Origin of the sequence: Pseudomonas rhodesiae (assembly GCF_007858255.1) — a bacterium.
GTDB lineage: Bacteria > Pseudomonadota > Gammaproteobacteria > Pseudomonadales > Pseudomonadaceae > Aquipseudomonas > Aquipseudomonas rhodesiae.
In genome coordinates this window covers 160139-181859 of record NZ_VFEU01000003.1, presented here as the reverse complement: position 1 = coordinate 181859, position 21721 = coordinate 160139, and the positions used below count along the sequence as shown (strand labels likewise).

Below are 21721 nucleotides of genomic sequence, written 5' to 3'. Positions count from 1 at the left end.
TCACCGTCATCACAGGCCATCCATCGGCCGTCAGGGAGAACCTTGCTCGTATGATTCGCACGCTGCCCGCTCTTTTTGCCTTGCTGTTCGCGGCGCCTTTAATGGCCGCGCCAGATGGGCAACAAACACTGTTCAACTTCGTCCGACCTGCCGATGTGGTCAAGGTGGCGACCCAGGACGCCAGCCTGCCCCAATACAATGCCGAGCAAACGCCCGAAGGCGAGGTGCTGCGCCGCGTCACCTTCAACCCGGCGGCCGAACCGAGCCTGGTGCTCAGCCCGCAAAGCGGAGCGTGGGACTGGTCGCAGTCCGGAGCCGTGAGCCTGCGTATCCAGAGCGCCATGGACTGGGCGTTGACCCTGTACGTCAAGGTGCAAAGCAATGATGGCCGCACGTTGACCAGCCGCATCGACCTGCCGGCCGGTCCTGCCCAGACCTTGCTGATCCCGCTGCAAGCCAATTCCCCACTGAGCCAGGGCATGAAGGCCGGCCCACCGATGCCGATCAGTGTGAACGGCCAACGTGTGCTGCTGGCCAGCAGCGCCGGCGAGATCGACCGCAGCCAGGTGGTCTCGGTGACCGTGTCGATGCACAAGCCCAACGTGGCCCAGAGCATCCTGGTGGAGCGCTTCGGCGTGCAGGATGTGGAGCCGCTGATCAAAGCGGCCTACAGCGAACTGGTGGATGCCTATGGTCAATCCACCCGTGCGCGCTGGCCGGAAAAGGTCAGCAGCGACGAACAGCTCAAGGCTGCCGCCGTCAAGGAGCAGCAACAATTGCAGGGTTGGCTGGCCACCCGGGACAAATCCGCACTGGACCCTTACGGCGGCTGGAACAAAGGCCCGGCTTTCACCGCCAGCGGCTTTTTCCGCACCGAAAAACGCGACGGCCGCTGGTACCTGGTAACGCCCCAGGGGCATCCGTTCTATTCCCTCGGTGTGAACACCGTAGCCCCGGATAACAGCCAGACTTACGTGGCCGGCCGCGAATGGATGTTCGCCGCCTTGCCCAAGGCCGGCGAGCCTTTCGACAAGTATTACGGCAGCGCGGATCACCGCACCGGCAACGGCTCGGGCGAGGGTCGCAGTTTCGGCGCTGGGCGTTGGTACGATTTTTATGGCGCCAACCTGGAACGCGCCTACGGCACGGCAGGGTTCGACCAGAAACGCTGGGTCAGCCATACCCTCGACCGCCTGCAGGCCTGGGGCTTTAACACCGTAGGCAATTGGAGCGACCCGGACCTGGCCACCGCCGACCGTGTGCCGTACACCTTGCCGCTGTCCATCGTCGGCGACTACACCAGTATCAGTACTGGCACCGACTGGTGGGGCGGCATGCCCGATCCGTTCGACCCGCGCTTTGCCATGGCCACCGAACGTGCAGTGGCCATCGCAGCCCGCGACCATCGCGACGACCCCTGGCTGATTGGCTTCTTCGCCGATAACGAACTGGCCTGGGCCGGCCCCGGTGACGATCCGAAGGCCCGCTATGCCCTGGCCTACGGCACCTTACGCATGACCACCGATGTGCCGGCCAAGCGGGCGTTCCTCAAGCAATTGCGCGACAAATACCGCAACGAGCAAGGCCTATCGAAAGCCTGGGGGATCGAACTGGCCGGTTGGGAGCTGATGGAAGACCCTGGCTTCGAGCCGCCGATGCCCAACTCAGTGCATCCCGAAATCGAGGCCGACTTTAAATATTTCCAGAAAACCTTCGCCGATGCGTACTTCAAGACCATCTCCGACTCGCTGAAATGGCACGCCCCCAATCAACTGCTGCTGGGCGGGCGTTTTGCGGTCAGTACGCCAGAGGCCGTGGCGTCCTGCGCCCAGTATTGCGATGTGTTGAGTTTCAATATGTACACCCTCAAACCCCAGGACGGTTACGACTTCGCCGCCTTGCGTGCGCTGGATAAACCGGTGCTAATCACCGAATTCAACTTCGGCTCGGCCGATCGCGGGCCGTTCTGGGGCGGTGTGACGCAACTTACCAGGGAAGAGGATCGTGGCGCGGCATATGCCAACTTCCTCAAGCAAGCCATGGCCGAGCCGTCGATTGTCGGCGTGCATTGGTTTCAGTACCTGGACCAACCCGTGACCGGGCGTTTGCTGGACGGTGAAAACGGTCATTTCGGTCTGGTGGGCATCACCGATATGCCGTTCCAGGGCTTTGTCGAGAGCGTGCGCAAGAGCAACCTGGCGGCGGTCGAGCAACTGGGCAAGGAAGCGGAAAAGGCCTCTGCCGCCGCAAACCCTCAGGAGAAGGGGGGCGGGCGCCCAGGGCATGAAGGCAAAGGCCCGGGGCAGGGCGCCGGGCATGCCGGCGGTCATGCTGGAAACGGTCATTGATTCAAGGCTGACGGGTTCACAAACCCCACAAGGGCTGGAACAATGTCGGCCACTTTTTATGGCGCTTTACGAGGGGACTTAGGTGCAGATTCAGGGTCATTACGAGCTCCAGTTCGAAGCGGTACGTGAAGCCTTTGCCGCACTGTTCGATGACCCGCAAGAGCGTGGCGCGGCGCTGTGCATTCAGATCGGCGGTGAGAGCGTCGTCGACCTGTGGGCCGGTACCGCCGACAAGGATGGGGCTGAGGCCTGGCACAGCGACACGCTCGTCAACCTGTTCTCCTGCACCAAAACCTTTACCGCCGTCACGGCCCTGCAATTGGTGGCCGAGGGCAAGTTGCAATTGGACGTACCGGTCGCCCGGTACTGGCCGGAGTTCGCGGCGGCCGGCAAAGAAAGCATCACCCTGCGTCAACTGCTCTGCCATCAGGCCGGGCTGCCGGCGATCCGCGACATGCTGCCGGCCGAAGCGCTGTATGACTGGAACCTGATGGTCGACACCCTGGCCGCCGAGGCCCCTTGGTGGACACCGGGCCAGGGCCATGGCTATGCGGCAATTACCTACGGCTGGCTGGTGGGCGAACTGCTGCGCCGTGCCGATGGCCGTGGGCCGGGCGAGTCCATTGTGGCGCGGGTCGCGCAGCCGCTGGGGCTGGACTTTCATGTGGGGCTGGCCGATGACCAGTTTCACCGTGTTGCTCATATAGCGCGTAGCAAAGGCAATATGGGCGATGAAGCCGCGCAACGTTTACTGCAAGTAATGATGCGTGAACCTACCTCCATGACCGCGCGGGCATTTGCCAACCCACCGTCTATTCTGACCAGCACTAATAAACCCGAATGGCGGCGAATGCAGCAACCAGCGGCAAATGGTCACGGTAATGCACGTAGCCTGGCTGGTTTTTATAGTGGTTTGTTGGACGGTAGTTTGTTGGAAGCCGACATGCTCGAACAATTGACTCGCGAACACAGTATCGGACCGGATAAAACTTTATTGACCCAAACCCGCTTCGGCCTGGGCTGCATGTTGGATCAACCCCAACTGCCCAACGCTACATTCGGCCTTGGCGCTCATGCTTTTGGCCATCCTGGGGCTGGCGGCTCGGTGGGTTTTGCCGATCCGGAACATGATGTAGCGTTTGGTTTCGTGACTAATACACTCGGCCCTTATGTACTTATGGACCCGCGTGCCCAGAAGTTGGTCAGAATATTGGCCGGTTGTCTGTAAAACCCTTGCCGTTTCACAATTTTTTGTTACAAAGGCAACTATAAAAGGCGCTGAACGAAATCATGTAACTTTAATGTTCTGTAAGCGTCTGTTTAACGGGTCACCCAGACCCCCGTTTCTTTTCTCATTTTGTGGATATCTCATGTTATCGAACAAGTCCTTGGCTCTGGCGCTCTGCCTCACTATTACCGGATGTGCACAAACTCCACAAAATGATGCCGAAGGCGGGAATTGGTGGTCATTTGGATCGGATAAGACGGCTGCCAAGGACGCAGTAAGCCAGACCGATGCCAAACCGGACGCTAAACCCGCCGCCGGCGCCAAGCCTGCCGCCCCGGCTACCGCGGCTGCCGCTGCGCCTGCACCTGCCACTGCGGCACCGGTTGCCAAGGCCGACACCGGTTCCAGCTGGTGGCCATTTTCGTCCAAGAACACCGATGCCAAGGCCGCTGATGCCAAGGCCGCCGATGCCAAGGCCGACTTGAAAGCCGATCTCAAAGCCGCAGATCCGGCCCCGGCCCCGACCGTCGCCAAGGCCGACACTGAAACTCACTGGTGGTGGCCGTTCGAAAGCAAGCCCAAGCCACTGGCCAAGGTCGATGTGACCAACGTGCAGATGCCCGATCCGAAAATCACCCAGGCTTGGTTGGACGACTATGAGCCGCGCCTGCGTGCCGCCATCAAGGACAGCAACCTGCAACTGGAACGCCGCGACAACGTGCTGGTGGTCATTGCCCCTGTGGATGGTTCCTACAATCCCAAGCGCCCGGCGATGTTGTTGCCGGTGACTTTGGGGCCTTTTACCCGTGTGGCCAAAGCGGTTGAATCCGATCCCAAAACCGCCGTGCTGGTGCTGGGTCACGTTGATGCCACCGGCAGTGCCCCGGCCAGCCAGGCATTGACCAAGGAGCGTGCGCAGTCCATCGCCTCGATCTTCAGCCTCAGCGGCCTCAAGCAGGACCGCCTGATGCTGCGTGGCATGGGCGACCTGATGCCGCGCGCCGCCAACGACAGCACCCAGGGCCGCGCTCTGAACCGTCGCATGGAAATCATGTTTACCCAGCGCACCACCATGCTGGCACTGTTGAGCAAGTACAACTCGGGCAAAACCCCGCCTGTGGCTGAAATGGTCGCAGTGCAGAACGCGCCAGCCCCGGCTGCTCCTGCTGCCAAGGCTCCGGCCAAGAAAGCACCAGCTACCAAGAAAGCCGCCGCCAAGCCTGCAGCCAAAAAGGCTCCCGCCAAGCCTGCCGCGAAGAAGCCTGCGCCAGCCAAAGCCAAGGCCGCTGCCCCGGCTACCAACGACCAGGCGAAAAACTGATCCGCTGAACCAGAAGGATAAAGCCGCATGACCCAGGCACTGGCCGATATGCGTCGTGACTACACACGGGACGGTTTGAGCGAGGCCCAGGCCCCGAGCGAGCCGTTTGCGCTGTTTCACCAGTGGTTTGCCGATGCGGTGAAGACCGAGCAGCCGCCGGTGGAGGCCAATGCCATGACCCTGGCCACGGTCGATCAGGACGGGCGGCCGCACTGCCGTATCCTGTTGCTCAAGGGCTTGGATACCCAGGGCTTTACCTTCTTTACCAACTACGAAAGCGCCAAAGGTCAGCAGCTCGCGGCGCGGCCGTTCGCGGCCATGACGTTTTTCTGGCCGAGCCTGGAGCGCCAAGTGCGTATCGAAGGGCGGGTGGTCAAGGTCACGCCGCAAGAGTCGGACGCGTACTTCCAGGTCCGCCCTCTGGGCAGCCGCTTGGGTGCCTGGGCCTCGCCCCAGAGCCGGGTGATCCGTGACCGTGAAGAACTGCAAGAACTGCTCAAGGTCACCGAGCAGCGCTTCAGCGATACCCAGCCCGATTGCCCCGAGCACTGGGGCGGCTATCGCCTGTTGCCCGAGCGCATCGAGTTCTGGCAAGGCCGCGCCAGCCGCCTGCATGACCGTCTGAACTACCGCCTGCAAGATACTCAGTGGATCCGCGAGCGCCTGGCGCCCTGAGCTTCACCTTTCGTCACTTACGCTGAATGATGCCCTTCACCCCGCAGTCTCTGTTAAAGAGGCTTCGGGCGTGTAGCGCTGGGCGGCGTTCTTCAACCAGTCAGCCAAATCGCGGCGTTTGATCTTCAACTGGCGGGCGCTTTCCAGCTGCTGCAGCATAAAACTGCGTTTGTGCGGATCGTCACCGGCCATCGACAGTGCCAGGTCGCGGTCAGTCCAGCGCCTGATTCGCACGTAGAGCCAGGCGTGGAAATACAGACCGGCAAGGGTTGTGACTAGAATGATGAAATAGTCCATGGATGTCCTGAGACGGAGGGCAGTGCTACCGTTCGTCGAGTTGTCTGGTGCAGGCTGTCTGTACTCAGGCTGAATGAAAGCAGTTTTTTGCCGGGCTTGCCGTGACAGGCGTCAAGCGGCAGCGTTTAATGAATACCTGTCCTTTGGAGTTGATGCTATGCGTAAGTCTGTTTTACTGGTTGCCTGCTTTACCACCTTGTCTCTGCTGTTGGGTGGCTGCGCCTCGAGTCTGACCGGCGACTCGTACTCCCGTGATGAAGCGCGTCGTGTACAGACCGTTCGCATGGGTACCATCGAATCCCTGCGTCCGGTGAAAATCGAAGGCACCAAAACCCCTATCGGCGGCGCTGCTGGCGCGGTCATCGGCGGCGTGGGTGGCAGCGCCATCGGCGGCGGTCGCGGCAGTATCGTCACGGCGGTGATCGGTGCTGTGGCCGGCGGCCTGTTGGGTTCGGCCACCGAAGAAGGTCTGACCCGTACCCAAGGTGTCGAAATCACCGTGCGCGAAGACGATGGCAGCATGCGCGCCTACGTCCAGGCCGTGCAGGAAAATGAAATCTTCCGCATCGGCGACCGTGTGCGCATCATGACTGTTGACGGTACCAGCCGCGTTACCCGCTAAGGGTTAATCAGGCGGTAAAGAAAAACCCCAACCGGGTCACCGGTTGGGGTTTTTTGTGCGCCGTGTACTTGGGTAATCAGGCTTTCTTGCGGCTCGCCATCGCGGTCACGGCATAGCCGATGCAGGCCGCCAGGATCGACCCGGTCAGAATGCCCATGCGGTCTTCACCGGCAAACTCGCTGGCCCCTGGTACGAACGCCAGGGAGCCGACGAACAGGCTCATGGTGAAGCCGATACCGCACAGGATCGCCACACCGAATACCTGGCCCCAGTTGGCCCCTTCCGGCAGCGCGGCCAGGCCGGTTTTGATGGCCAGCCAGGTCAAGCCGAACACGCCGACGGTCTTACCGATCAACAGCCCGGTGGCGATGCCCATCGGCACATGGTGGGTAAAGCTTTCCAGGCTGACACCTGTGAGGGAGACGCCAGCGTTGGCAAAGGCGAATAGCGGCAGAATGCCGTAGGCCACCCACGGGTGCAGGGCGTGTTCCAGGGTCAGCAGCGGCGAAGGCTCGGCGTTCTTGGTGCGCATCGGAATGCAGAATGCCAGGGTCACACCGGCCAGCGTGGCGTGCACGCCGCTCTTGAGTACGCATACCCATAGGATCAGCCCGACGATCAGGTAAGGCGCGAGCTTGATCACCCCCAGACGGTTCATCGCAATCAACGCCAACAGGCATGCGCCCGCACCGGCCAGGGCGGCACCGGACAGGTCGGTGGAATAGAACACGGCGATCACAATGATCGCACCCAGGTCATCAATGATGGCCAAGGTCATCAAAAACAGTTTCAACGACACCGGTACACGCTTGCCGAGCAGGGCCAGTACGCCGAGGGCGAAGGCAATGTCGGTGGCCATCGGGATCGCCCAGCCAGAAAGTGCCGCGGGGTAGTCCTTGTTAATGGCCCAGTAAATCAGCGCCGGCACCACCATGCCGCCAATCGCCGCGGCGCCCGGCAGCACCACTTGGGAGGGCTTGGACAGGTGGCCGTCGAGCAGCTCGCGCTTGACCTCAAGGCCGATCAGCAGGAAGAACAGGGCCATCAGGCCGTCGTTGATCCACAGCAGGGCCGGCTTGGCGATTTGCAAGGCACCGACCTGCGCCACCACGGGCACGTCGAGAAACGCGGCGTAAAGGTGCGACAACGGCGAGTTGTTGACGATCAGCGCCAACGCCGCAGCGGCGATCAGCAGCAGGCCACTGGCGGCTTCGAGCTGAAAGAAACGGGTAAACGTGCTACGCAGAGCCAAGGGATGCTCTCCAATCCAAGTTCAATAGGTGGCTACCCTAACCCGTACCGATAGTTGTTAAAACAAAAGTTATATTCTTATTTGTTATAAACAGCGGTCGACAAAGGCATCGCGCCAAACACTAGCAATTGTGTGTCTGATTGCGTCCTCACTGTATCTGTGTGGAGTGTAGGAAACATCCTAAGATTGCGTTCAAAATCCTTGAGAGATCACCCCCGATGAGTGACCAACGCCCCTGGGCCCGCGAAGCCATTCGCATCATTGAAGCGGATTTCCAGCGCAGCGCCGACACCCACCTGATTCCCCTGCCGTTACCGGGCTTGCCGGGGATCGAGTTGTACTTCAAGGATGAGTCCAGCCACCCCACCGGCAGCCTGAAGCATCGCTTGGCGCGCTCGTTGTTTCTGTATGCGTTGTGTAACGGCTGGCTCAAACCGGGCGCGCCGGTGATCGAAGCGTCCAGCGGCTCCACGGCGATTTCGGAGGCGTACTTTGCGCGGCTGCTCGGCTTGCCGTTCATTGCGGTCATGCCCGCCACCACCTCCCAGGAAAAAATCGCGCAGATCGCGTTCTACGGTGGCAAGAGCCATTTGGTGCAGGATCCGACCCAGATTTACGCCGAGTCCGAACGCCTGGCGCAGGAAAGCGGCGGTCACTTCATGGACCAGTTCACCTATGCCGAGCGTGCCACCGACTGGCGCGCGAACAACAACATTGCCGAGTCGATCTTCCAGCAGATGCGCTTCGAGCAGCACCCCGAGCCGAGCTGGCTGATTTCCAGCCCCGGCACCGGCGGCACCACCGCCACCCTGGGGCGTTATGTGCGCTATCGCCAGCATTGCACCCGCGTGTTATGCGCCGATGCCGAACGCTCGGTGTTCTTCGACTTCTATCAGAGCGGCGACGCCAGCCTGCGCCTGGATTGCGGTTCGCGCATCGAAGGCATCGGCCGGCCACGAGTGGAAGCGTCGTTTCTACCGAAAGTCATCGACGCGATGGTCAAAGTGCCGGATGCGCTGTCCTTGGCCGCGATGCATTACTTGGCCGAGCGCCTGGGGCGACGGGTAGGGGGTTCCAGTGGGACCAATCTGATTGGCGCGCTGATGGCCGCGCAGCAGATGAAAGCGGCGGGGGAGTCTGGCTCGATCGTGGCGATTTTGTGCGATGGGGGCGAGCGCTACGCCACCACGTATTACGATCAGGCGTGGCTGGCGGGGCAGGGCTATGCACTGGACGCCTTGATATCGGCCGTTGCCGCCAGTGTGGAGCGCGGCGAACCGCTGCCCGCCAGCGTACTGCGGGCGAATATTTAAGAGAGCAGCGGCAAGTCAGAGCAGACGCACTTACCGCTTACCGCTTACCGCTTGTTGCTTGCCGCTTGCCGCTTGCCGCTTCATCCCCGTCTGGCCAACATATCCCGCGCCAATGCCTCGGCAATCCGGATCCCGTCCACGCCCGCCGACAGAATCCCGCCGGCATAACCCGCACCTTCGCCAGCCGGAAACAGACCTTTGACGTTCAGGCTCTGCATCGATTCGTTACGAGTAATCCGCAGCGGCGATGAGGTGCGGGTCTCGATACCGGTCAACACGGCATCGTGCAGCGAGTACCCCTTGATCTGCTTCTCGAACGCCGGCAACGCTTCCCGAATCGCTTCGATGGCGAAGTCCGGCAGTGCCAAGGCCAGATCGCCCAGGGACACCCCCGGTTTGTAGGACGGTTCCACGCTGCCCAGGGCGGTGGACGGCTTGCCCGCAATGAAGTCGCCGACCAGTTGCGCCGGTGCCTCGTAGTTGCTGCCACCGAGAACATAAGCGTGGGATTCCAGGCGCTCCTGCAGCTCGATACCGGCCAGCGGGCCGCCGGGGTAGTCCACTTCCGGCGTGATGCCGACCACGATGCCGGAGTTGGCATTGCGTTCGTTACGCGAGTACTGGCTCATGCCGTTGGTCACCACGCGGTGCGGCTCGGACGTAGCGGCGACCACCGTACCGCCCGGGCACATGCAGAAGCTGTAGACCGAACGGCCGTTCTTGGCGTGGTGCACCAATTTGTAGTCGGCGGCGCCGAGTTTCGGGTGACCGGCGTACTTACCCAGGCGTGCGGCGTCGATCAACGACTGCGGGTGTTCGATACGAAAGCCCACCGAAAACGGCTTGGCTTCCATGTACACACCACGGCTGTGCAGCATGCGGAACGTATCGCGGGCGCTGTGGCCGAGGGCGAGGATCACATGCTTGGACAAAATCTGCTCGCCGCCATCGAGCACCACGCCGTTCAGTTGGCCGTCTTCGATCAGCACGTCGGTCACCCGTTGCTCGAAGCGCACTTCACCGCCGAGGGCGATGATCTGCTGACGCATATTTTCCACCACGCCGGTCAGGCGGAAGGTGCCGATATGGGGCTTGCTGACGTAGAGGATCTCTTCCGGCGCACCGGCCTTGACGAACTCGTGCAGCACTTTGCGGCCGTGGAACTGCGGGTCTTTGATCTGGCTGTACAGCTTGCCGTCGGAAAACGTCCCGGCGCCGCCTTCACCGAACTGCACGTTGGACTCGGGGTTGAGCACGCTTTTGCGCCATAGGCCCCAGGTGTCCTTGGTGCGTTGGCGCACTTCCTTGCCGCGTTCGAGGATGATCGGTTTGAAGCCCATCTGCGCCAGCAATAGCCCGGCAAAGATGCCGCATGGGCCGAACCCGACCACCACTGGCCGCTCCACCAGATCGGCTGGGGCATGGCCGACCACTTTGTAGCTGACGTCCGGCGCCGGGTTGACGTTGCGGTCATCGGCAAACTTGCGCAGTAGCGCGGTTTCGTCACCTTTGACGGTCAGGTCGATGGTGTAAATAAAGCACAGTTCCGACGATTTCTTGCGCGCATCGTAGCTGCGTTTGAAGAGGGTGAAATCGAGCAGGTCATCACTGGCGATGCCCAGGCGCTGCACGATGGCAGGCCGCAGGTCTTCTTCGGGATGGTCGATGGGCAGCTTGAGTTCGGTGATTCGTAACATGACGGGATCCGGTGTGCGGCGTCTGGTATGGCCGGCGGTTTTGCAAACCGGCGATTATAAGCCCCAACCTGGGTATCCCGTCATGCTAAAACAGCGCGGGCGCCGATCAATCGTCCCGTGAACCGCCGAAAGCCGCGCAGCCACGCTGGACTTTACCGTTGATCCGCAATTCGGCGCTCATGTGCTGCAGGCTACCGCTGACGCTGTCCACGCAGCGTTGCGGGGCCACCCACAGTTCGATGTGTTCGTTATTGGCTTCGGTCATCAGGTTGAAACGGCCGTCGCCCAACTGTTCTTCCACATAGGGCACCGCCAGCGGTGGTTGGCCTTCGCGTTCGAGCACCATGCCCTTGGCCGCCACGTTCAGGGCCCAGGCCGGCTTGTGGCCGTTGGCGCGCAGGATCATGCGTTTGAAGTCCGGGTCGTTGCAGGCGTCGGTGGAACGTTCCACGCGATACAGCTGCTGCAGCTCCACTTCGCCCTGGGCGCCGGACGCCACGCCGGTAAACTTGCCACGCAAGTCGGCAAACAACGCCCCTTGCTGCCCGGCCAGCGCTGCCGCTTCCTGCAGGATACTGGTACCGCCGGTGTCCTTGACCACGTAGTTGCGCTTGTCGTTGCACGGCTGGAACAGCAGTTTGCCGCCATCGGCCGTGAGTTCGCCCTGCATGCGGGTCAACCCGGCAAGGGAGGGTTTGGCTGGCTCGCTTTCAAACATCTGGCAAGCGGCGAACAAAGGAAGCAAGGCGAACAGGGCAAAGGTACGGGCGGCACGCATAAAGGGTCTCCAGGCAAGTGCCGTCACGTTACGCAGGCTGGCGTTGCATCACAAGCCCACTCGCCAGCTTCAGGCAGTTCTGACAGACACTACAGTCAACCCACGATAAAGGTCTGGCCGGTCTGCAAGCCTTCGACACTTTTTGCGTAGGCCAATGCCACGTCGGCACCGGTGACCGGCTTGTAGCCACGGAAGTACGGCGCATAGCTGCCCATGGCTTCCACCAGCACCGTCGGGCTCACGGAGTTGACGCGCAGACCGCGCGGCAATTCGATCGCGGCGGCTTTGACAAACCCATCGATTGCGCCGTTGACCAAGGCCGCCGAAGCGCCGGTACGAATCGGGTCGCGGTTGAGAATGCCGCTGGTGAACGTAAAGGAGGCGCCATCGTTGGCGTACTCGCGGCCGATCAGCAGCAGATTGACCTGGCCCATGAGCTTGTCACGCAGGCCCAGTTCGAAGTCGCTGTCCTGCATCTCGCCCAGCGCCACGAAGTTCACGCTGCCGGCGGCGCAGATCAGGGCGTCGAAGTTGCCGGTCTGTTCGAACAGCTTGCGGATGGAAGCGCTGTCGCTGATGTCCACCTGGAAATCGCCGCTGTTGCGACCGATGCTGATCACCTCGTGACGCTGAGCCAGCTCCGCCTTGACGGCTGAACCGACGGTGCCGTTGGCGCCAATCAATAGGATTTTCATGTTGCTATTCCTTAAAGGGCTGATTGAAGGGCCAGTCTAGGCTGGCTTTTGCATGGGATAAACGCGCTAATAGGCAACTTTTGGTTTTCAAATGGAAACAATCCATGAGCGAAATGGATGACCTGGCGGCCTTCGCCGTGTTGATCGAAGCGGGCAGTTTTACGTTGGCAGCCGAACAACTGGGTTGCAGCAAGGGGCAACTGTCCAAGCGCATCAGCCAGCTCGAAGCGCAGTTCAGCGTGGTGTTGCTGCACCGCACCACCCGCCGGCTCAGCCTGACGGCCGCCGGCGCGGCGTTGCTACCTCAGGCCCAGGCCTTGGTGGTGCAGGTGGAGCGGGCGCGTCAGGCCCTGGCGCGACTCAAGGACGACCTGGCGGGGCCGGTGCGCATGACGGTGCCGGTTTCCCTGGGGGAAACCTTTTTCGATGGCGTGCTGCTGGAGTTCACTGAGCGCTATCCGCAGGTCCAGATCGAGCTGGAGCTGAACAACCGCTACCGGGACCTGGCCCGGGACGGTTTCGATCTGGGGGTGCGCTCGGGGGCGATTGAAGATGAGCGCCTTGTCGCCAAACCGTTGCTGGCCTGGCACGAAATGACCTGCGCCAGCCCGGCCTACCTGGAACGGCACGGCGAACCGCGAACTCCGGCGGACTTGGCCACGCACCGTTGCCTGCTCAACAGCCACTACAGCGGCCGCGAAGAGTGGCTGTACCACCAGCAACACGAATTGCTGCGGGTACGGGTCAGCGGCACCTTCGCCTCCAATCACTACAACCTGCTGAAAAAAGCCGCGCTGGTGGGGGCGGGGATCGCCCGTCTGCCGTCCTACGTGCTGCCGGCAGAGCTGGCTGACGGACGTTTACGCTGGCTGTTGCGCGATTATCAAACGCGAAGTCAGCCGATGTATCTGGTTCACCCTTACCAGGGCGGCCTGCCGCGCCGCACCCAGGTGCTGGCCGATTACCTGGTGGAGTGGTTCAAGCGCAGCGGCGAGGCTCTGGACCGGCTTTAACGGTAGCGCCGTGCGATCAGGTGATCGATGGACAGACGCCCCGGCCCCTTGGCAACCAGCAGCAAAAGTACGGTGAGCCAGGTGCCGTGGGTTGGATAAGCGTCCGGGTAGACGAACAGTTGAATCACCAGGGTCATGCCGATCAGGGCCAGTGCGGAGAACCGCGTGGCCAATCCCAGCAGTATCAGCAGTGGGAAAAAATGCTCGGCGAAGGCGGCCAGGTGCGCGGCCACTTCCGGCGACAGCAATGGCACCTTGTATTCGCTGCGAAACAGCGGCAGCGTCGAAGCCGCCAGGCGCGGCTCTCCCAGCTCGAAGGTGCCGTTGATCAGGTCAATGGCAAAACCCTGGACCTTGGTCTGCCCGGATTTCCAGAACACGGCGGCGATGGAAAAACGCGCGAGGAAGGCGATCAGGCTGTAAGGGATTTGTTCAAAAAGCTGGATGGCCCGTTTGATCAGGCACTGTGTGCTGGTGTTCATGGCGATACCTTTGAGTCCAGGTGTAAATGAGTGATGGCGTGATGGCTGATTAACAGCGTCAGGCATTGGTGCAGGTCGAAGTCATTGCTGGCCTCCAGGGCCCGTTCTACGGCGGTCTGCAAGGCTTCGCCCTGGGCAAGGCGTTGGATAAAGGTCACTGAACCTGCGTCGATGGCGAACACTTTGACTTCCAGGCCCTGGCGCAGGACCAGTGCGCTTTGGGCATGCCCGGGATCAAGGGCGGCCAGGCCGCCTTCGGTCTGATGCGCCGCCCACACCGCGACCACGGCATACGCCGACGCCATGGTGGCGACGCTGGGGTGCAGCCGTAGGCGCACCGTGCCGAGGTCGGCGCGGGCCTGCAGGGCAGCAAGTACGGTGTGCGGCTCCAGCGGGCGGTCATCGGCGGCGTGGTACGCGCGGACCCGCAGGCGTTCCAAGCGTGCGATATCCGCCAGGTAAGGCACGCTCGCCGCCGGTTCGAAGCCCTGGATAAAGTCGGCGAATGTGCTGCCGTATTCGCTGATCAGCGGGCTGGTGGGCGGGCACGCCTGCACGTAAAGACCGGCCATGGCTCGAAAGAACGCTTCGCCCACCAGGAGCTGCGTCACCGGGTACGCCACTGCCAGCGCGTTGATCAACCCGTTGTGCACTGTGTTGCGATGCACCGCGAAACGGCTGGCCGGGTCGGCGCCGTTGCCACTGAACAGGCCGTCTGGACAGATTTGGCCGGGCGCCAGCAAGGCCTTGGCGAAGGTGGCTTGATGGCTCATGGGCGCACCTGCGTTAACAGCCAATCGGCATGCTGGGCTTCAGCCAGCAGCACCGACAATGCGGGCACCTGATTATCGCGTTCGATCAGTGTCGGTATCGGGCCGATGCGCGCCAGCACCTGTTCATACAACTGCCACACGGCGTTATCGACGGGCGCGCCGTGATCGTCGATCAGCAGGCGATCGCCGAGGCTGTCGCTGTCTTCGGCAAACCCGGCCAGATGAATCTCGCCCACGGCCTGTAATGGCAGTGCATCGATGTAGGCAGACGGATCACGTTGGTGGTTGATGCATGAGACGTAGACATTGTTGACGTCCAACAGCAGCCCACAACCGGTGCGACGGATGACCTCGGTGATGAAGTCGGTTTCAGCCAGGGTGGAACGCTCCAATTGCAGATAAGTCGATGGGTTTTCCAGCAGCATGGGCCGCTTGAGTGTGCTTTGTACCTGGTCAATATGTTCACAGACGCGGTGCAGGGTGGCGCTGTCGTAAGCCAGTGGCAGCAGGTCATTGAGAAACACCGAGCCATGACTGGACCAAGCCAGGTGTTCGGAAAAGGCTTGAGGTTGATAGCGCTCGATCAGTGCGGCCAAGCGCGCCAGGTGCTCGCGATTGAGCGAACCTTCGCCGCCGATGGACAGGCCCACGCCGTGCAAGGACAGCGGGTACTGGTCGCGGATCAGCCCCAAATAATGATGAAACGGGCCGCCGGCCATCATGTAGTTCTCGGCGTGTACTTCAAAAAAACCGAGGTCGGGGGAGGTTTCGAGCACTTCGATGAAGTGCTCGTGTTTCAGCCCCAGCCCGGCTCGGTCAGGCAGGCCGGGCGCCTGAGCCGGTGAGGACGTGTGCGCGAATATAGGTGTCATCGTCAGTACTCAGGCGCGGCCGGGTTTCAGGACTTGGCGTCGAATGCGGCCTCCTGGCCGAAACCGGTCGGCGAGCTGGTGCTAGGGGTTTGGGTACAGGTGCCGGCAGGTACCAGTTTCCAGGCATTGGCCTGATCCTTGGTTTTCGAAGTGCCGGCGCAGGAAGTGCCGGGGCCTGCGGCGCAATCGTTCTTGCCGGCTTCCGCGATGCCATAGCATTTCACGTCGTCGGCGGCGTGGGCGGTGGTGGTCATTGCGGACAGGCTCAGGGACGAGCCAAGGGCGAGGATCAGCGCGGTGGCGGACAGTTTGGTGGTCATTGAATTATCTCCAGCAGTGGGTTGAGGAGCGGGCTTGAATGCCTGCTTGCACCACTAGAGGCGGGAGGACGCAGTTCGTTACAGGGGCGGGAGAATTAACTTCAAATAATGCAAAAAAAAAGTGGGAGGGGTTGCCCCCTCCCACATTGATAGCTCGGTTCATGTAGCAACCGGGTGTTAACCGCCCAGGTACGCCTCGCGCACTTTCGGATCGGTCAACAACTGCTCGCCCGAGCCCTCCATCACCACCCGGCCGTTTTCCAGCACATAGGCACGGTCGGCGATTTTCAGTGCCTGGTTGGCGTTCTGTTCCACCAGGAACACGGTCACACCGTCCTTGCGCAGTTGTTCGATGATGTCGAAGATCTGCTGGATGATAATCGGTGCCAGGCCCAGGGACGGTTCGTCCAACAGCAGCAACTTGGGCTTGCTCATCAGCGCCCGACCGATGGCGAGCATTTGTTGCTCGCCGCCGGACATGGTGCCGCCGCGCTGGCTGAAGCGCTCCTTGAGCCGGGGGAACAGGTGCAGCACCTTGTCCATCTGCTCTTGGTAGTCGCCCTTGTCGGTGAAGAACCCGCCCATGGCCAGGTTTTCTTCCACGGTCAGGCGCGAAAACACCCGGCGGCCTTCCGGCACCACGGCAATGCTCTTGCGCATGATCTGCGACGACGGCTGGCCCACCAGTTCCTCACCCATGTAGCGGATGCTGCCGCTGTAGGCCTGTGGCGAACCGCACAAGGTCATCAACAGGGTAGATTTGCCGGCACCGTTGGCGCCTATCAGGGTGACGATCTCGCCCTGGCGTACTTCCACATTGACGCCGTGCAGGGCCTGGATCTTGCCGTAGAAAGTGGAAACGTTTTCGAATTGCAGCATTTTACGCTTCCCCCAAATAGGCTTTGATCACTTCGGGATTGTCGCGGATCTGCTCCGGGGTCCCGTCGGCCAGCGGCGTACCCTGGTTGATCACCACGATATGGTCGGAAATGCTCATGACCAGTTTCATGTCGTGCTCGATCAGCAGCACCGTCACGTTGTTTTCCTCGCGCAGCACGCTGATCAGCGCCTTGAGGTCTTCGGTTTCCTTGGGGTTCAGGCCGGCGGCCGGTTCGTCGAGCATGAGAATCCGCGGGCGGGTCATCATGCAGCGGGCGATTTCCAGGCGACGTTGCTGACCGTAGGCCAGTGTGCCGGCGGGACGGTTGGCAAACTCGGTGAGGTTGACCTTGTCCAGCCAGTACGCGGCGTATTCCATGGCCTCGCGTTCGCTTTTGCGGAACCCCGGGGTCTTGAACAGGCCGGCAAAGAAGTTGGTGTTCAGGTGACGGTGCTGGGCAATCAACAGGTTCTCGACGGCGGTCATGTCCTTGAACAGCCGCACGTTCTGGAACGTGCGCACCACGCCTTTGCGGGCGATCTCGTGGCCGGCCAGGCCCTGGATCGGTTGGCCGTCCAGCAGGATGCTGCCGCCGCTCGGTTTGTAGAAACCGGTAAGGCAGTTGAACACCGTGGTCTTGCCGGCGCCGTTGGGGCCGATCAAGGCCACGACCTGTTTCTCTTTTACGGTCAGGGCTACGCCGTTGACCGCCAGCAAGCCGCCGAAGCGCATGCTCAAGTTTTCGACTTTCAGGATCTCGCGGCTCATTTGCGCAGCTCCATGTGTGGACGTTGCATGGGCAGCAGGCCTTGAGGTCGCCAGATCATCATCAGCACCATCAGGGCGCCGAACATCAACATGCGGTATTCGCTGAACTCACGCATCATTTCCGGCAGCAGGATCATCACGATCGCCGCCAGGATCACGCCCAACTGCGAGCCCATGCCACCCAGTACCACGATGGCGAGAATAATCGCCGACTCGATAAAGGTGAACGACTCCGGCGTCACCAAGCCTTGGCGCGCGGCGAAGAAGCTGCCGGCGAAACCGGCGAACGCAGCACCCAGGGTAAACGCGGAGAGCTTGATGATGGTCGGGTTCAGGCCGAGGGCACGGCAGGCGATTTCATCTTCGCGCAGCGCTTCCCAGGCACGACCGATCGGCATGCGCAACAGGCGGTTGATCACGAACAGCGCGGCCAGAGCCAGCAGCAGGGCGACCAGGTAGAGGAACACCACTTTGCTCACCGGGTTGTAGGCGATCCCGAAGTATTCGTGGAACGTCTGCAGGCCTTCGGCGGCGTTACGGTCGAACGACAGCCCGAAGAACGTCGGCTTGGGGATGCTGCTGATGCCGTTGGGGCCGCCGGTGATGTCGGTGAGGTTACGCAGGAACAAGCGGATGATTTCACCGAAGCCCAGGGTCACGATGGCCAAGTAGTCACCGCGCAGGCGCAGCACCGGGAAGCCCAGCAGGAAGCCGAACGTCGCCGCCGCCATGCCCGCCAACGGCAGGCAGATCCAGAAGCTCCAGCCCAGATAGTGCGACAGCAGCGCATAGGTGTAGGCACCCACCGCGTAGAAGCCCACATAACCCAGGTCGAGCAGGCCAGCCAGGCCCACCACGATGTTCAGGCCCAGGCCCAGCAACACGTAGATCAGGATCAGGGTGGCGATGTCCACCGCGCCGCGCGAGCCGAAGAATGGCCAGATCAATGCGGCCACGATCAGGCCGACGATGATGTAGCGCTGGGTACGCGGCAAGGTCAGGAATTGGCTGACCTTGGGCGATACCAGTGGGCCACGGTTGCCTTTGAACAATGCGCCGACCTGCTGGGTGAACAGCACGCGCAGGAACATCAGCACCGAGCACAGGGCAATGATGGTCAAGGTCACGGGACCGGTGCCATGCACTTCCAGGTTGATGCCGACAATGCTCAGCTTGAGGCCGAGGACCGGGAATGCCACGGCCCATACCAACAGGGCGCTGAAAAACGCCGATTTAAGATATCTGCTCATACTTTCTCAACCTCCGGACGGCCCAGGATGCCGGTCGGACGGAACAACAACACCAGGACCAACAGGCCGAACGCCACGACGTCCTTGTACTGGTCGCCGAAGATATCGGCGCCAAACGCTTCGGCCACACCCAGCACCAACCCGCCGAGCATCGCGCCCGGGATACTGCCGATGCCGCCCAATACCGCCGCAGTGAAGGCCTTGAGGCCCACCAGGAATCCGGCGTTGGGGTTGATCACGCCGTACTGCATGCTCAGCAGCACCGCCGCGACGGCAGCCAGCGCGGCACCGATCACGAAGGTCAGGGCGATGATGTTGTTGGTATTGATGCCCAACAGGTTGGCCATCTTGATGTCTTCGGCGCAGGCCCGGCAGGCGCGCCCCAGACGGGAGCGAGAGATAAACACGGTCAAGCCCAGCATGGCCACCAGCGTGACCACGAAGACCAGAATCTGCATGTAGGAAATCAGGACTTCTTCCGCGCCGCCCGGGCCGAAGGAGATGCTCCCCGGGATCAGGTTGGGGATGGATTTATCCTTGGAGTCCTGGGACAGCAATACAGTGTTCTGCAGGAAAATCGACATGCCGATGGCGGAAATCAGCGGGATCAAACGGTTGCTGCCGCGCAAGGGGCGGTACGCGACGCGTTCGATACTGTAGCCATAGGCACTGGTTACGACGATCGATGCAATAAAGGCAGCGGTCATCAACAGCGGCAGCGAGTGGATACCCATCATGGCCAGCCCGGCAAGGGCGATGAAGGCCACATAGGAACCAATCATGTAAACCTCGCCATGGGCGAAGTTGATCATTCCAATGATGCCGTAAACCATTGTGTAGCCAATGGCTATCAAGGCATAGGTGCTGCCAATGGTCAGGCCATTAACCAGCTGTTGGAAAAAATGATAGATCTCAGGCATTACAGCGCTCCTAAAAACCCGATACGCATTTCACTGGTGGAGTCATGTTCCGGCCCCGTGCTGTGTTCTGTGAGCACATTTGCACGTTGCGTTTGCCAGCGAACCGCTGGTGACGGTTTTAAGATTTTCAGGTGAGCCAGCGCCCGGATCGCGGGTGACATGGCCCATAAACCTCGTAAAACAAAGCCCACTGCTTTCACAGTGGGCTTGTTGACCAGTAACGCCTGGCTTACTGAGGGGAAACTTCGGTTTTAGGCTTGCCGAAGTGCCACTGGTAGACCACGAACTTGAAGTCTTTCAGGTCGCCCTTTTCGTCAAAGCTCAGGTCGCCGGTAGGCGTCTTGAAAGTGCCCGCGTGGATGGCTGCAGCCACTTTGGCGGTGTCTTCGCTCTTGGCGGCTTTGATGCCACCCGCGATGACTTCGATGGCCGAGTAGGCTGGGAACACGAACGGACCGGTTGGATCCTGCTTGTTCTTGGTGAACTCTTCCACGATGGCTTTGTTGGCAGGGTCGGTGTCGAAGGACTTCGGCAGGGTCACCAGCAGGCCTTCGGAAGCGTCCTGGGCGATCTGCGAGATGGAATCGTTGCCGACGCCTTCCGGACCCATGAACTTGGCGTTCAGGCCTTTTTCCTTGGACTGGCGCAGGATCAGGCCCAGCTCTGGGTGGTAGCCGCCGTAGTAGACGAAGTCGACGTTGGCTTGCTTGAGCTTCTGGATGATCGAGGAGAAGTCTTTATCGCCAGCGTTCAGGCCTTCGAAGACGGCTACTTTTACGCCTTTCTTCTCGAGGGTCTGCTTGACGGCGGTGGCGATGCCTTCACCGTATTGCTGTTTGTCGTGCAGTACCGCAACGACTTTCGGCTTCACGTGGTCGGCGATGTAGTTACCGGCCGCAGGGCCCTGGGCGCTGTCCAGACCAATAGTACGGAAGATCAGCTTGTAGCCACGGGCGGTGATTTCCGGGCTGGTGGCTGCCGGGGTAATCATGATGACGCCTTCGTCTTCATAAATATCCGAGGCGGGTTGGGTGGAGCTGGAGCACAGGTGGCCGACTACGAATTTGACGCCGTCGTTGACCACTTTGTTGGCTACGGCCACGGCTTGCTTAGGATCGCAGGCGTCGTCGTATTCCTTGGCTTCGAGCATCTTGCCGTCGACACCGCCTTTGGCGTTGATATCGGCGATGGCCTGCTTGGCACCCATGAACTGCATGTCGCCGTACTGGGTCACAGGGCCGGTTTTAGGGCCGGCGATGCCGATCTTGATGGTGTCGGCTGCGAACGAATGGCCGGCAACCCCAGCCAGGACCATAGCGGCAAACAGTTTGGAAATCTGCTTAGTAGCCTTATTCATAGTGCTCCACTCTTACTGTTGTATTTTTTATAGTTCTGGCGGCCTTGTGAGCTGCTGAACCGGATCGGATATCTCGGATATCCCCCCGGCAACCGCCTGGCAACTGTACCGGTACAGTGTAGAGCGCCGGTTGATCGCTTGAAAAGCTGGCTGCCAGGGGCAAATCCGGGGGTGTCGCTTAAATGAAAGAAAAAGACAGAATTGCGGCGGGGGTGATACCTGTATCTCGCGCATTCCTTGGCTTTCCTGACACTTTCAATCGATGAAGCATTTGCAACCGGGTTTTTCTGCCTGAAGCGTGACGCTATGATTGCGCCGATTTTTTCTTCAGGTGAACTCCCATGACGCAAGAACCTAGCACCCTCTATGCCAAGCTGCTCGGTGAAACCGCCGAAATCTCCTGGAAGGAGCTTGAACCGTTCTTTGCCAAGGGTGCCCTATTGTGGGTCGACCCCTGCCTGGATTTGATCGAGGCCGCTGAGGGAATGGCCGAGGACAATCGCGACAAAGTCGCTGCCTGGCTGGCCGCGGGCAGCCTCGGCGAAGTGTCTGCGCCGCGGGCATTGGACTTGGTGGAGCGTGATCCAAGCCTATGGGCGGTGGTGGTTTCGCCGTGGATTCTGATCCAGGAAAGGGCGTCGTAAGAAAATTCTGCACGAGAATGGTGCGTTATTTCTGCTCGAAGAAGTGTGTAGCGGAGTAACCGCTGGCGGCGTGATGGCATCTTGCCGTAGAGAAAGGTCACAGCCGAGGGTGACGTGCACGTCACGGGAACAGTTTTAAAGGGCTAGGAAGGCCTGGGCAATTGTTTCCAAGTATGCCAATGAAATGAAGGCCTTCATTCAAAGCGCCATCGCGGA

General features: G+C 60.9%; 22 protein-coding genes. 8 read left to right on the top strand and 14 right to left on the bottom strand.

Translation table 11 applies throughout. The features are described from left to right. Positions 1-50 precede the first annotated feature (50 nt). The 4 genes from FIV35_RS05555 to pdxH all read left to right on the top strand — a co-directional run bounded on the left by FIV35_RS05555 (position 51) and on the right by pdxH (position 5572). Positions 51-2348, top strand: coding sequence for a beta-galactosidase (locus FIV35_RS05555; protein WP_034137268.1), 2298 nt, complete (start codon positions 51-53; stop codon positions 2346-2348). Between the two features lie 82 nt (positions 2349-2430). After that, positions 2431-3576 (top strand): EstA family serine hydrolase, encoded by a 1146-nt coding sequence (locus tag FIV35_RS05550; RefSeq protein ID WP_034096282.1) that lies wholly within the window; start codon positions 2431-2433, stop codon positions 3574-3576. Positions 3577-3718: 142 nt separating this feature from the next. Continuing rightward, complete coding sequence (locus tag FIV35_RS05545; RefSeq protein ID WP_034137269.1) at positions 3719-4897, top strand: OmpA family protein; 1179 nt, start codon at positions 3719-3721, stop codon at positions 4895-4897. A gap of 27 nt (positions 4898-4924) precedes the next feature. Beyond that, positions 4925-5572 (top strand): pyridoxamine 5'-phosphate oxidase, encoded by a 648-nt coding sequence (gene pdxH / locus FIV35_RS05540; protein WP_034112207.1) that lies wholly within the window; start codon positions 4925-4927, stop codon positions 5570-5572. Between the two features lie 36 nt (positions 5573-5608). On the opposite strand, the gene FIV35_RS05535 is transcribed toward pdxH, so the two are convergent. Beyond that, complete coding sequence (locus FIV35_RS05535) at positions 5609-5869, bottom strand: hypothetical protein (protein WP_034137270.1); 261 nt, start codon at positions 5867-5869, stop codon at positions 5609-5611. Positions 5870-6026: 157 nt separating this feature from the next. On the opposite strand from FIV35_RS05535, the gene FIV35_RS05530 reads away from it, so the two are divergent. Then, positions 6027-6491, top strand: a complete 465-nt coding sequence (locus tag FIV35_RS05530) for an outer membrane lipoprotein (protein WP_003189251.1) — start codon at positions 6027-6029, stop codon at positions 6489-6491. Positions 6492-6567: 76 nt separating this feature from the next. Here the strand turns inward: FIV35_RS05530 and nhaA are convergent, their stop codons facing one another. Next, positions 6568-7743 (bottom strand): Na+/H+ antiporter NhaA, encoded by a 1176-nt coding sequence (gene nhaA, locus FIV35_RS05525; RefSeq protein ID WP_034096286.1) that lies wholly within the window; start codon positions 7741-7743, stop codon positions 6568-6570. 218 nt (positions 7744-7961) lie between these two features. Between nhaA and FIV35_RS05520 the strand changes: the two genes are divergently transcribed. Next, a complete protein-coding gene (locus FIV35_RS05520; RefSeq protein ID WP_034137271.1) occupies positions 7962-9056 on the top strand; it encodes a PLP-dependent cysteine synthase family protein in 1095 nt (364 codons plus the stop codon). Between the two features lie 80 nt (positions 9057-9136). Here the strand turns inward: FIV35_RS05520 and FIV35_RS05515 are convergent, their stop codons facing one another. From FIV35_RS05515 to FIV35_RS05505, 3 genes are all read right to left on the bottom strand, one after another. Next, positions 9137-10753, bottom strand: coding sequence for an NAD(P)/FAD-dependent oxidoreductase (locus tag FIV35_RS05515; protein ID WP_034096288.1), 1617 nt, complete (start codon positions 10751-10753; stop codon positions 9137-9139). A 106-nt stretch (positions 10754-10859) separates the two neighbouring features. Beyond that, positions 10860-11531, bottom strand: coding sequence for a COG3650 family protein (locus FIV35_RS05510; RefSeq protein WP_034137272.1), 672 nt, complete (start codon positions 11529-11531; stop codon positions 10860-10862). A gap of 95 nt (positions 11532-11626) precedes the next feature. Next, on the bottom strand, positions 11627-12226 hold the full coding sequence (locus FIV35_RS05505; RefSeq protein WP_034112210.1) for a short chain dehydrogenase: 600 nt from the start codon (positions 12224-12226) through the stop codon (positions 11627-11629). Between the two features lie 104 nt (positions 12227-12330). Between FIV35_RS05505 and FIV35_RS05500 the strand changes: the two genes are divergently transcribed. Beyond that, complete coding sequence (locus FIV35_RS05500; RefSeq protein ID WP_034137273.1) at positions 12331-13239, top strand: LysR family transcriptional regulator; 909 nt, start codon at positions 12331-12333, stop codon at positions 13237-13239. On the opposite strand, the gene FIV35_RS05495 is transcribed toward FIV35_RS05500, so the two are convergent. The 9 genes from FIV35_RS05495 to FIV35_RS05455 form a co-directional block, all read right to left on the bottom strand. Further along, complete coding sequence (locus FIV35_RS05495; RefSeq protein ID WP_034137274.1) at positions 13236-13721, bottom strand: DoxX family protein; 486 nt, start codon at positions 13719-13721, stop codon at positions 13236-13238. The genes FIV35_RS05500 and FIV35_RS05495 overlap by 4 nt on opposite strands. Continuing rightward, positions 13718-14494 carry an HvfC/BufC N-terminal domain-containing protein gene (locus tag FIV35_RS05490; RefSeq protein WP_034137275.1) on the bottom strand — a complete coding sequence of 259 codons (777 nt, stop codon included), beginning with the start codon at positions 14492-14494 and terminating at the stop codon, positions 13718-13720. Before FIV35_RS05490 ends, FIV35_RS05495 begins: the two co-directional genes overlap by 4 nt. Then, complete coding sequence (gene bufB / locus FIV35_RS05485; RefSeq protein WP_034137276.1) at positions 14491-15366, bottom strand: MNIO family bufferin maturase; 876 nt, start codon at positions 15364-15366, stop codon at positions 14491-14493. Before bufB ends, FIV35_RS05490 begins: the two co-directional genes overlap by 4 nt. Before the next feature lie 26 nt (positions 15367-15392). Further along, entirely contained in the window at positions 15393-15686 is a 294-nt protein-coding gene (locus tag FIV35_RS05480; protein WP_034137277.1) for a BufA1 family periplasmic bufferin-type metallophore, read from the bottom strand. A 177-nt stretch (positions 15687-15863) separates the two neighbouring features. Then, entirely contained in the window at positions 15864-16565 is a 702-nt protein-coding gene (locus FIV35_RS05475) for an ABC transporter ATP-binding protein (protein ID WP_034137278.1), read from the bottom strand. Position 16566: 1 nt separating this feature from the next. Next, the gene (gene livG / locus FIV35_RS05470; RefSeq protein ID WP_034096297.1) at positions 16567-17334 is read right to left on the bottom strand and encodes a high-affinity branched-chain amino acid ABC transporter ATP-binding protein LivG; all 768 of its coding nucleotides are present in this window, start codon (positions 17332-17334) and stop codon (positions 16567-16569) included. Continuing rightward, complete coding sequence (locus tag FIV35_RS05465) at positions 17331-18584, bottom strand: high-affinity branched-chain amino acid ABC transporter permease LivM (protein ID WP_034137279.1); 1254 nt, start codon at positions 18582-18584, stop codon at positions 17331-17333. The genes livG and FIV35_RS05465 overlap by 4 nt, the downstream gene beginning before the upstream one ends. Next, on the bottom strand, positions 18581-19504 hold the full coding sequence (livH, locus tag FIV35_RS05460) for a high-affinity branched-chain amino acid ABC transporter permease LivH (protein ID WP_034096299.1): 924 nt from the start codon (positions 19502-19504) through the stop codon (positions 18581-18583). The genes FIV35_RS05465 and livH overlap by 4 nt, the downstream gene beginning before the upstream one ends. A gap of 229 nt (positions 19505-19733) precedes the next feature. Then, entirely contained in the window at positions 19734-20861 is a 1128-nt protein-coding gene (locus tag FIV35_RS05455; RefSeq protein ID WP_034137280.1) for a branched-chain amino acid ABC transporter substrate-binding protein, read from the bottom strand. Positions 20862-21202: 341 nt separating this feature from the next. On the opposite strand from FIV35_RS05455, the gene FIV35_RS05450 reads away from it, so the two are divergent. Further along, positions 21203-21505, top strand: coding sequence for a DUF2288 domain-containing protein (locus FIV35_RS05450; protein ID WP_034112217.1), 303 nt, complete (start codon positions 21203-21205; stop codon positions 21503-21505). The last annotated feature ends 216 nt before the right edge of the window (positions 21506-21721 follow it).

Coding starts and splice junctions, on each gene's coding strand:
- FIV35_RS05495 (WP_034137274.1), bottom strand. CDS start 13,721: ATGAACACCAGCACACAGTGCCTGATCAAACGGGCCATCCAGCTTTTT.
- FIV35_RS05530 (WP_003189251.1), top strand. CDS start 6,027: ATGCGTAAGTCTGTTTTACTGGTTGCCTGCTTTACCACCTTGTCTCTG.
- FIV35_RS05545 (WP_034137269.1), top strand. CDS start 3,719: ATGTTATCGAACAAGTCCTTGGCTCTGGCGCTCTGCCTCACTATTACC.
- FIV35_RS05475 (WP_034137278.1), bottom strand. CDS start 16,565: ATGCTGCAATTCGAAAACGTTTCCACTTTCTACGGCAAGATCCAGGCC.
- FIV35_RS05455 (WP_034137280.1), bottom strand. CDS start 20,861: ATGAATAAGGCTACTAAGCAGATTTCCAAACTGTTTGCCGCTATGGTC.
- bufB (WP_034137276.1), bottom strand. CDS start 15,366: ATGACACCTATATTCGCGCACACGTCCTCACCGGCTCAGGCGCCCGGC.
- FIV35_RS05510 (WP_034137272.1), bottom strand. CDS start 11,531: ATGCGTGCCGCCCGTACCTTTGCCCTGTTCGCCTTGCTTCCTTTGTTC.
- FIV35_RS05500 (WP_034137273.1), top strand. CDS start 12,331: ATGAGCGAAATGGATGACCTGGCGGCCTTCGCCGTGTTGATCGAAGCG.
- livH (WP_034096299.1), bottom strand. CDS start 19,504: ATGCCTGAGATCTATCATTTTTTCCAACAGCTGGTTAATGGCCTGACC.
- FIV35_RS05450 (WP_034112217.1), top strand. CDS start 21,203: ATGACGCAAGAACCTAGCACCCTCTATGCCAAGCTGCTCGGTGAAACC.
- pdxH (WP_034112207.1), top strand. CDS start 4,925: ATGACCCAGGCACTGGCCGATATGCGTCGTGACTACACACGGGACGGT.
- FIV35_RS05520 (WP_034137271.1), top strand. CDS start 7,962: ATGAGTGACCAACGCCCCTGGGCCCGCGAAGCCATTCGCATCATTGAA.
- FIV35_RS05505 (WP_034112210.1), bottom strand. CDS start 12,226: ATGAAAATCCTATTGATTGGCGCCAACGGCACCGTCGGTTCAGCCGTC.
- FIV35_RS05535 (WP_034137270.1), bottom strand. CDS start 5,869: ATGGACTATTTCATCATTCTAGTCACAACCCTTGCCGGTCTGTATTTC.
- FIV35_RS05465 (WP_034137279.1), bottom strand. CDS start 18,584: ATGAGCAGATATCTTAAATCGGCGTTTTTCAGCGCCCTGTTGGTATGG.
- FIV35_RS05480 (WP_034137277.1), bottom strand. CDS start 15,686: ATGACCACCAAACTGTCCGCCACCGCGCTGATCCTCGCCCTTGGCTCG.
- FIV35_RS05515 (WP_034096288.1), bottom strand. CDS start 10,753: ATGTTACGAATCACCGAACTCAAGCTGCCCATCGACCATCCCGAAGAA.
- FIV35_RS05555 (WP_034137268.1), top strand. CDS start 51: ATGATTCGCACGCTGCCCGCTCTTTTTGCCTTGCTGTTCGCGGCGCCT.
- FIV35_RS05490 (WP_034137275.1), bottom strand. CDS start 14,494: ATGAGCCATCAAGCCACCTTCGCCAAGGCCTTGCTGGCGCCCGGCCAA.
- livG (WP_034096297.1), bottom strand. CDS start 17,334: ATGAGCCGCGAGATCCTGAAAGTCGAAAACTTGAGCATGCGCTTCGGC.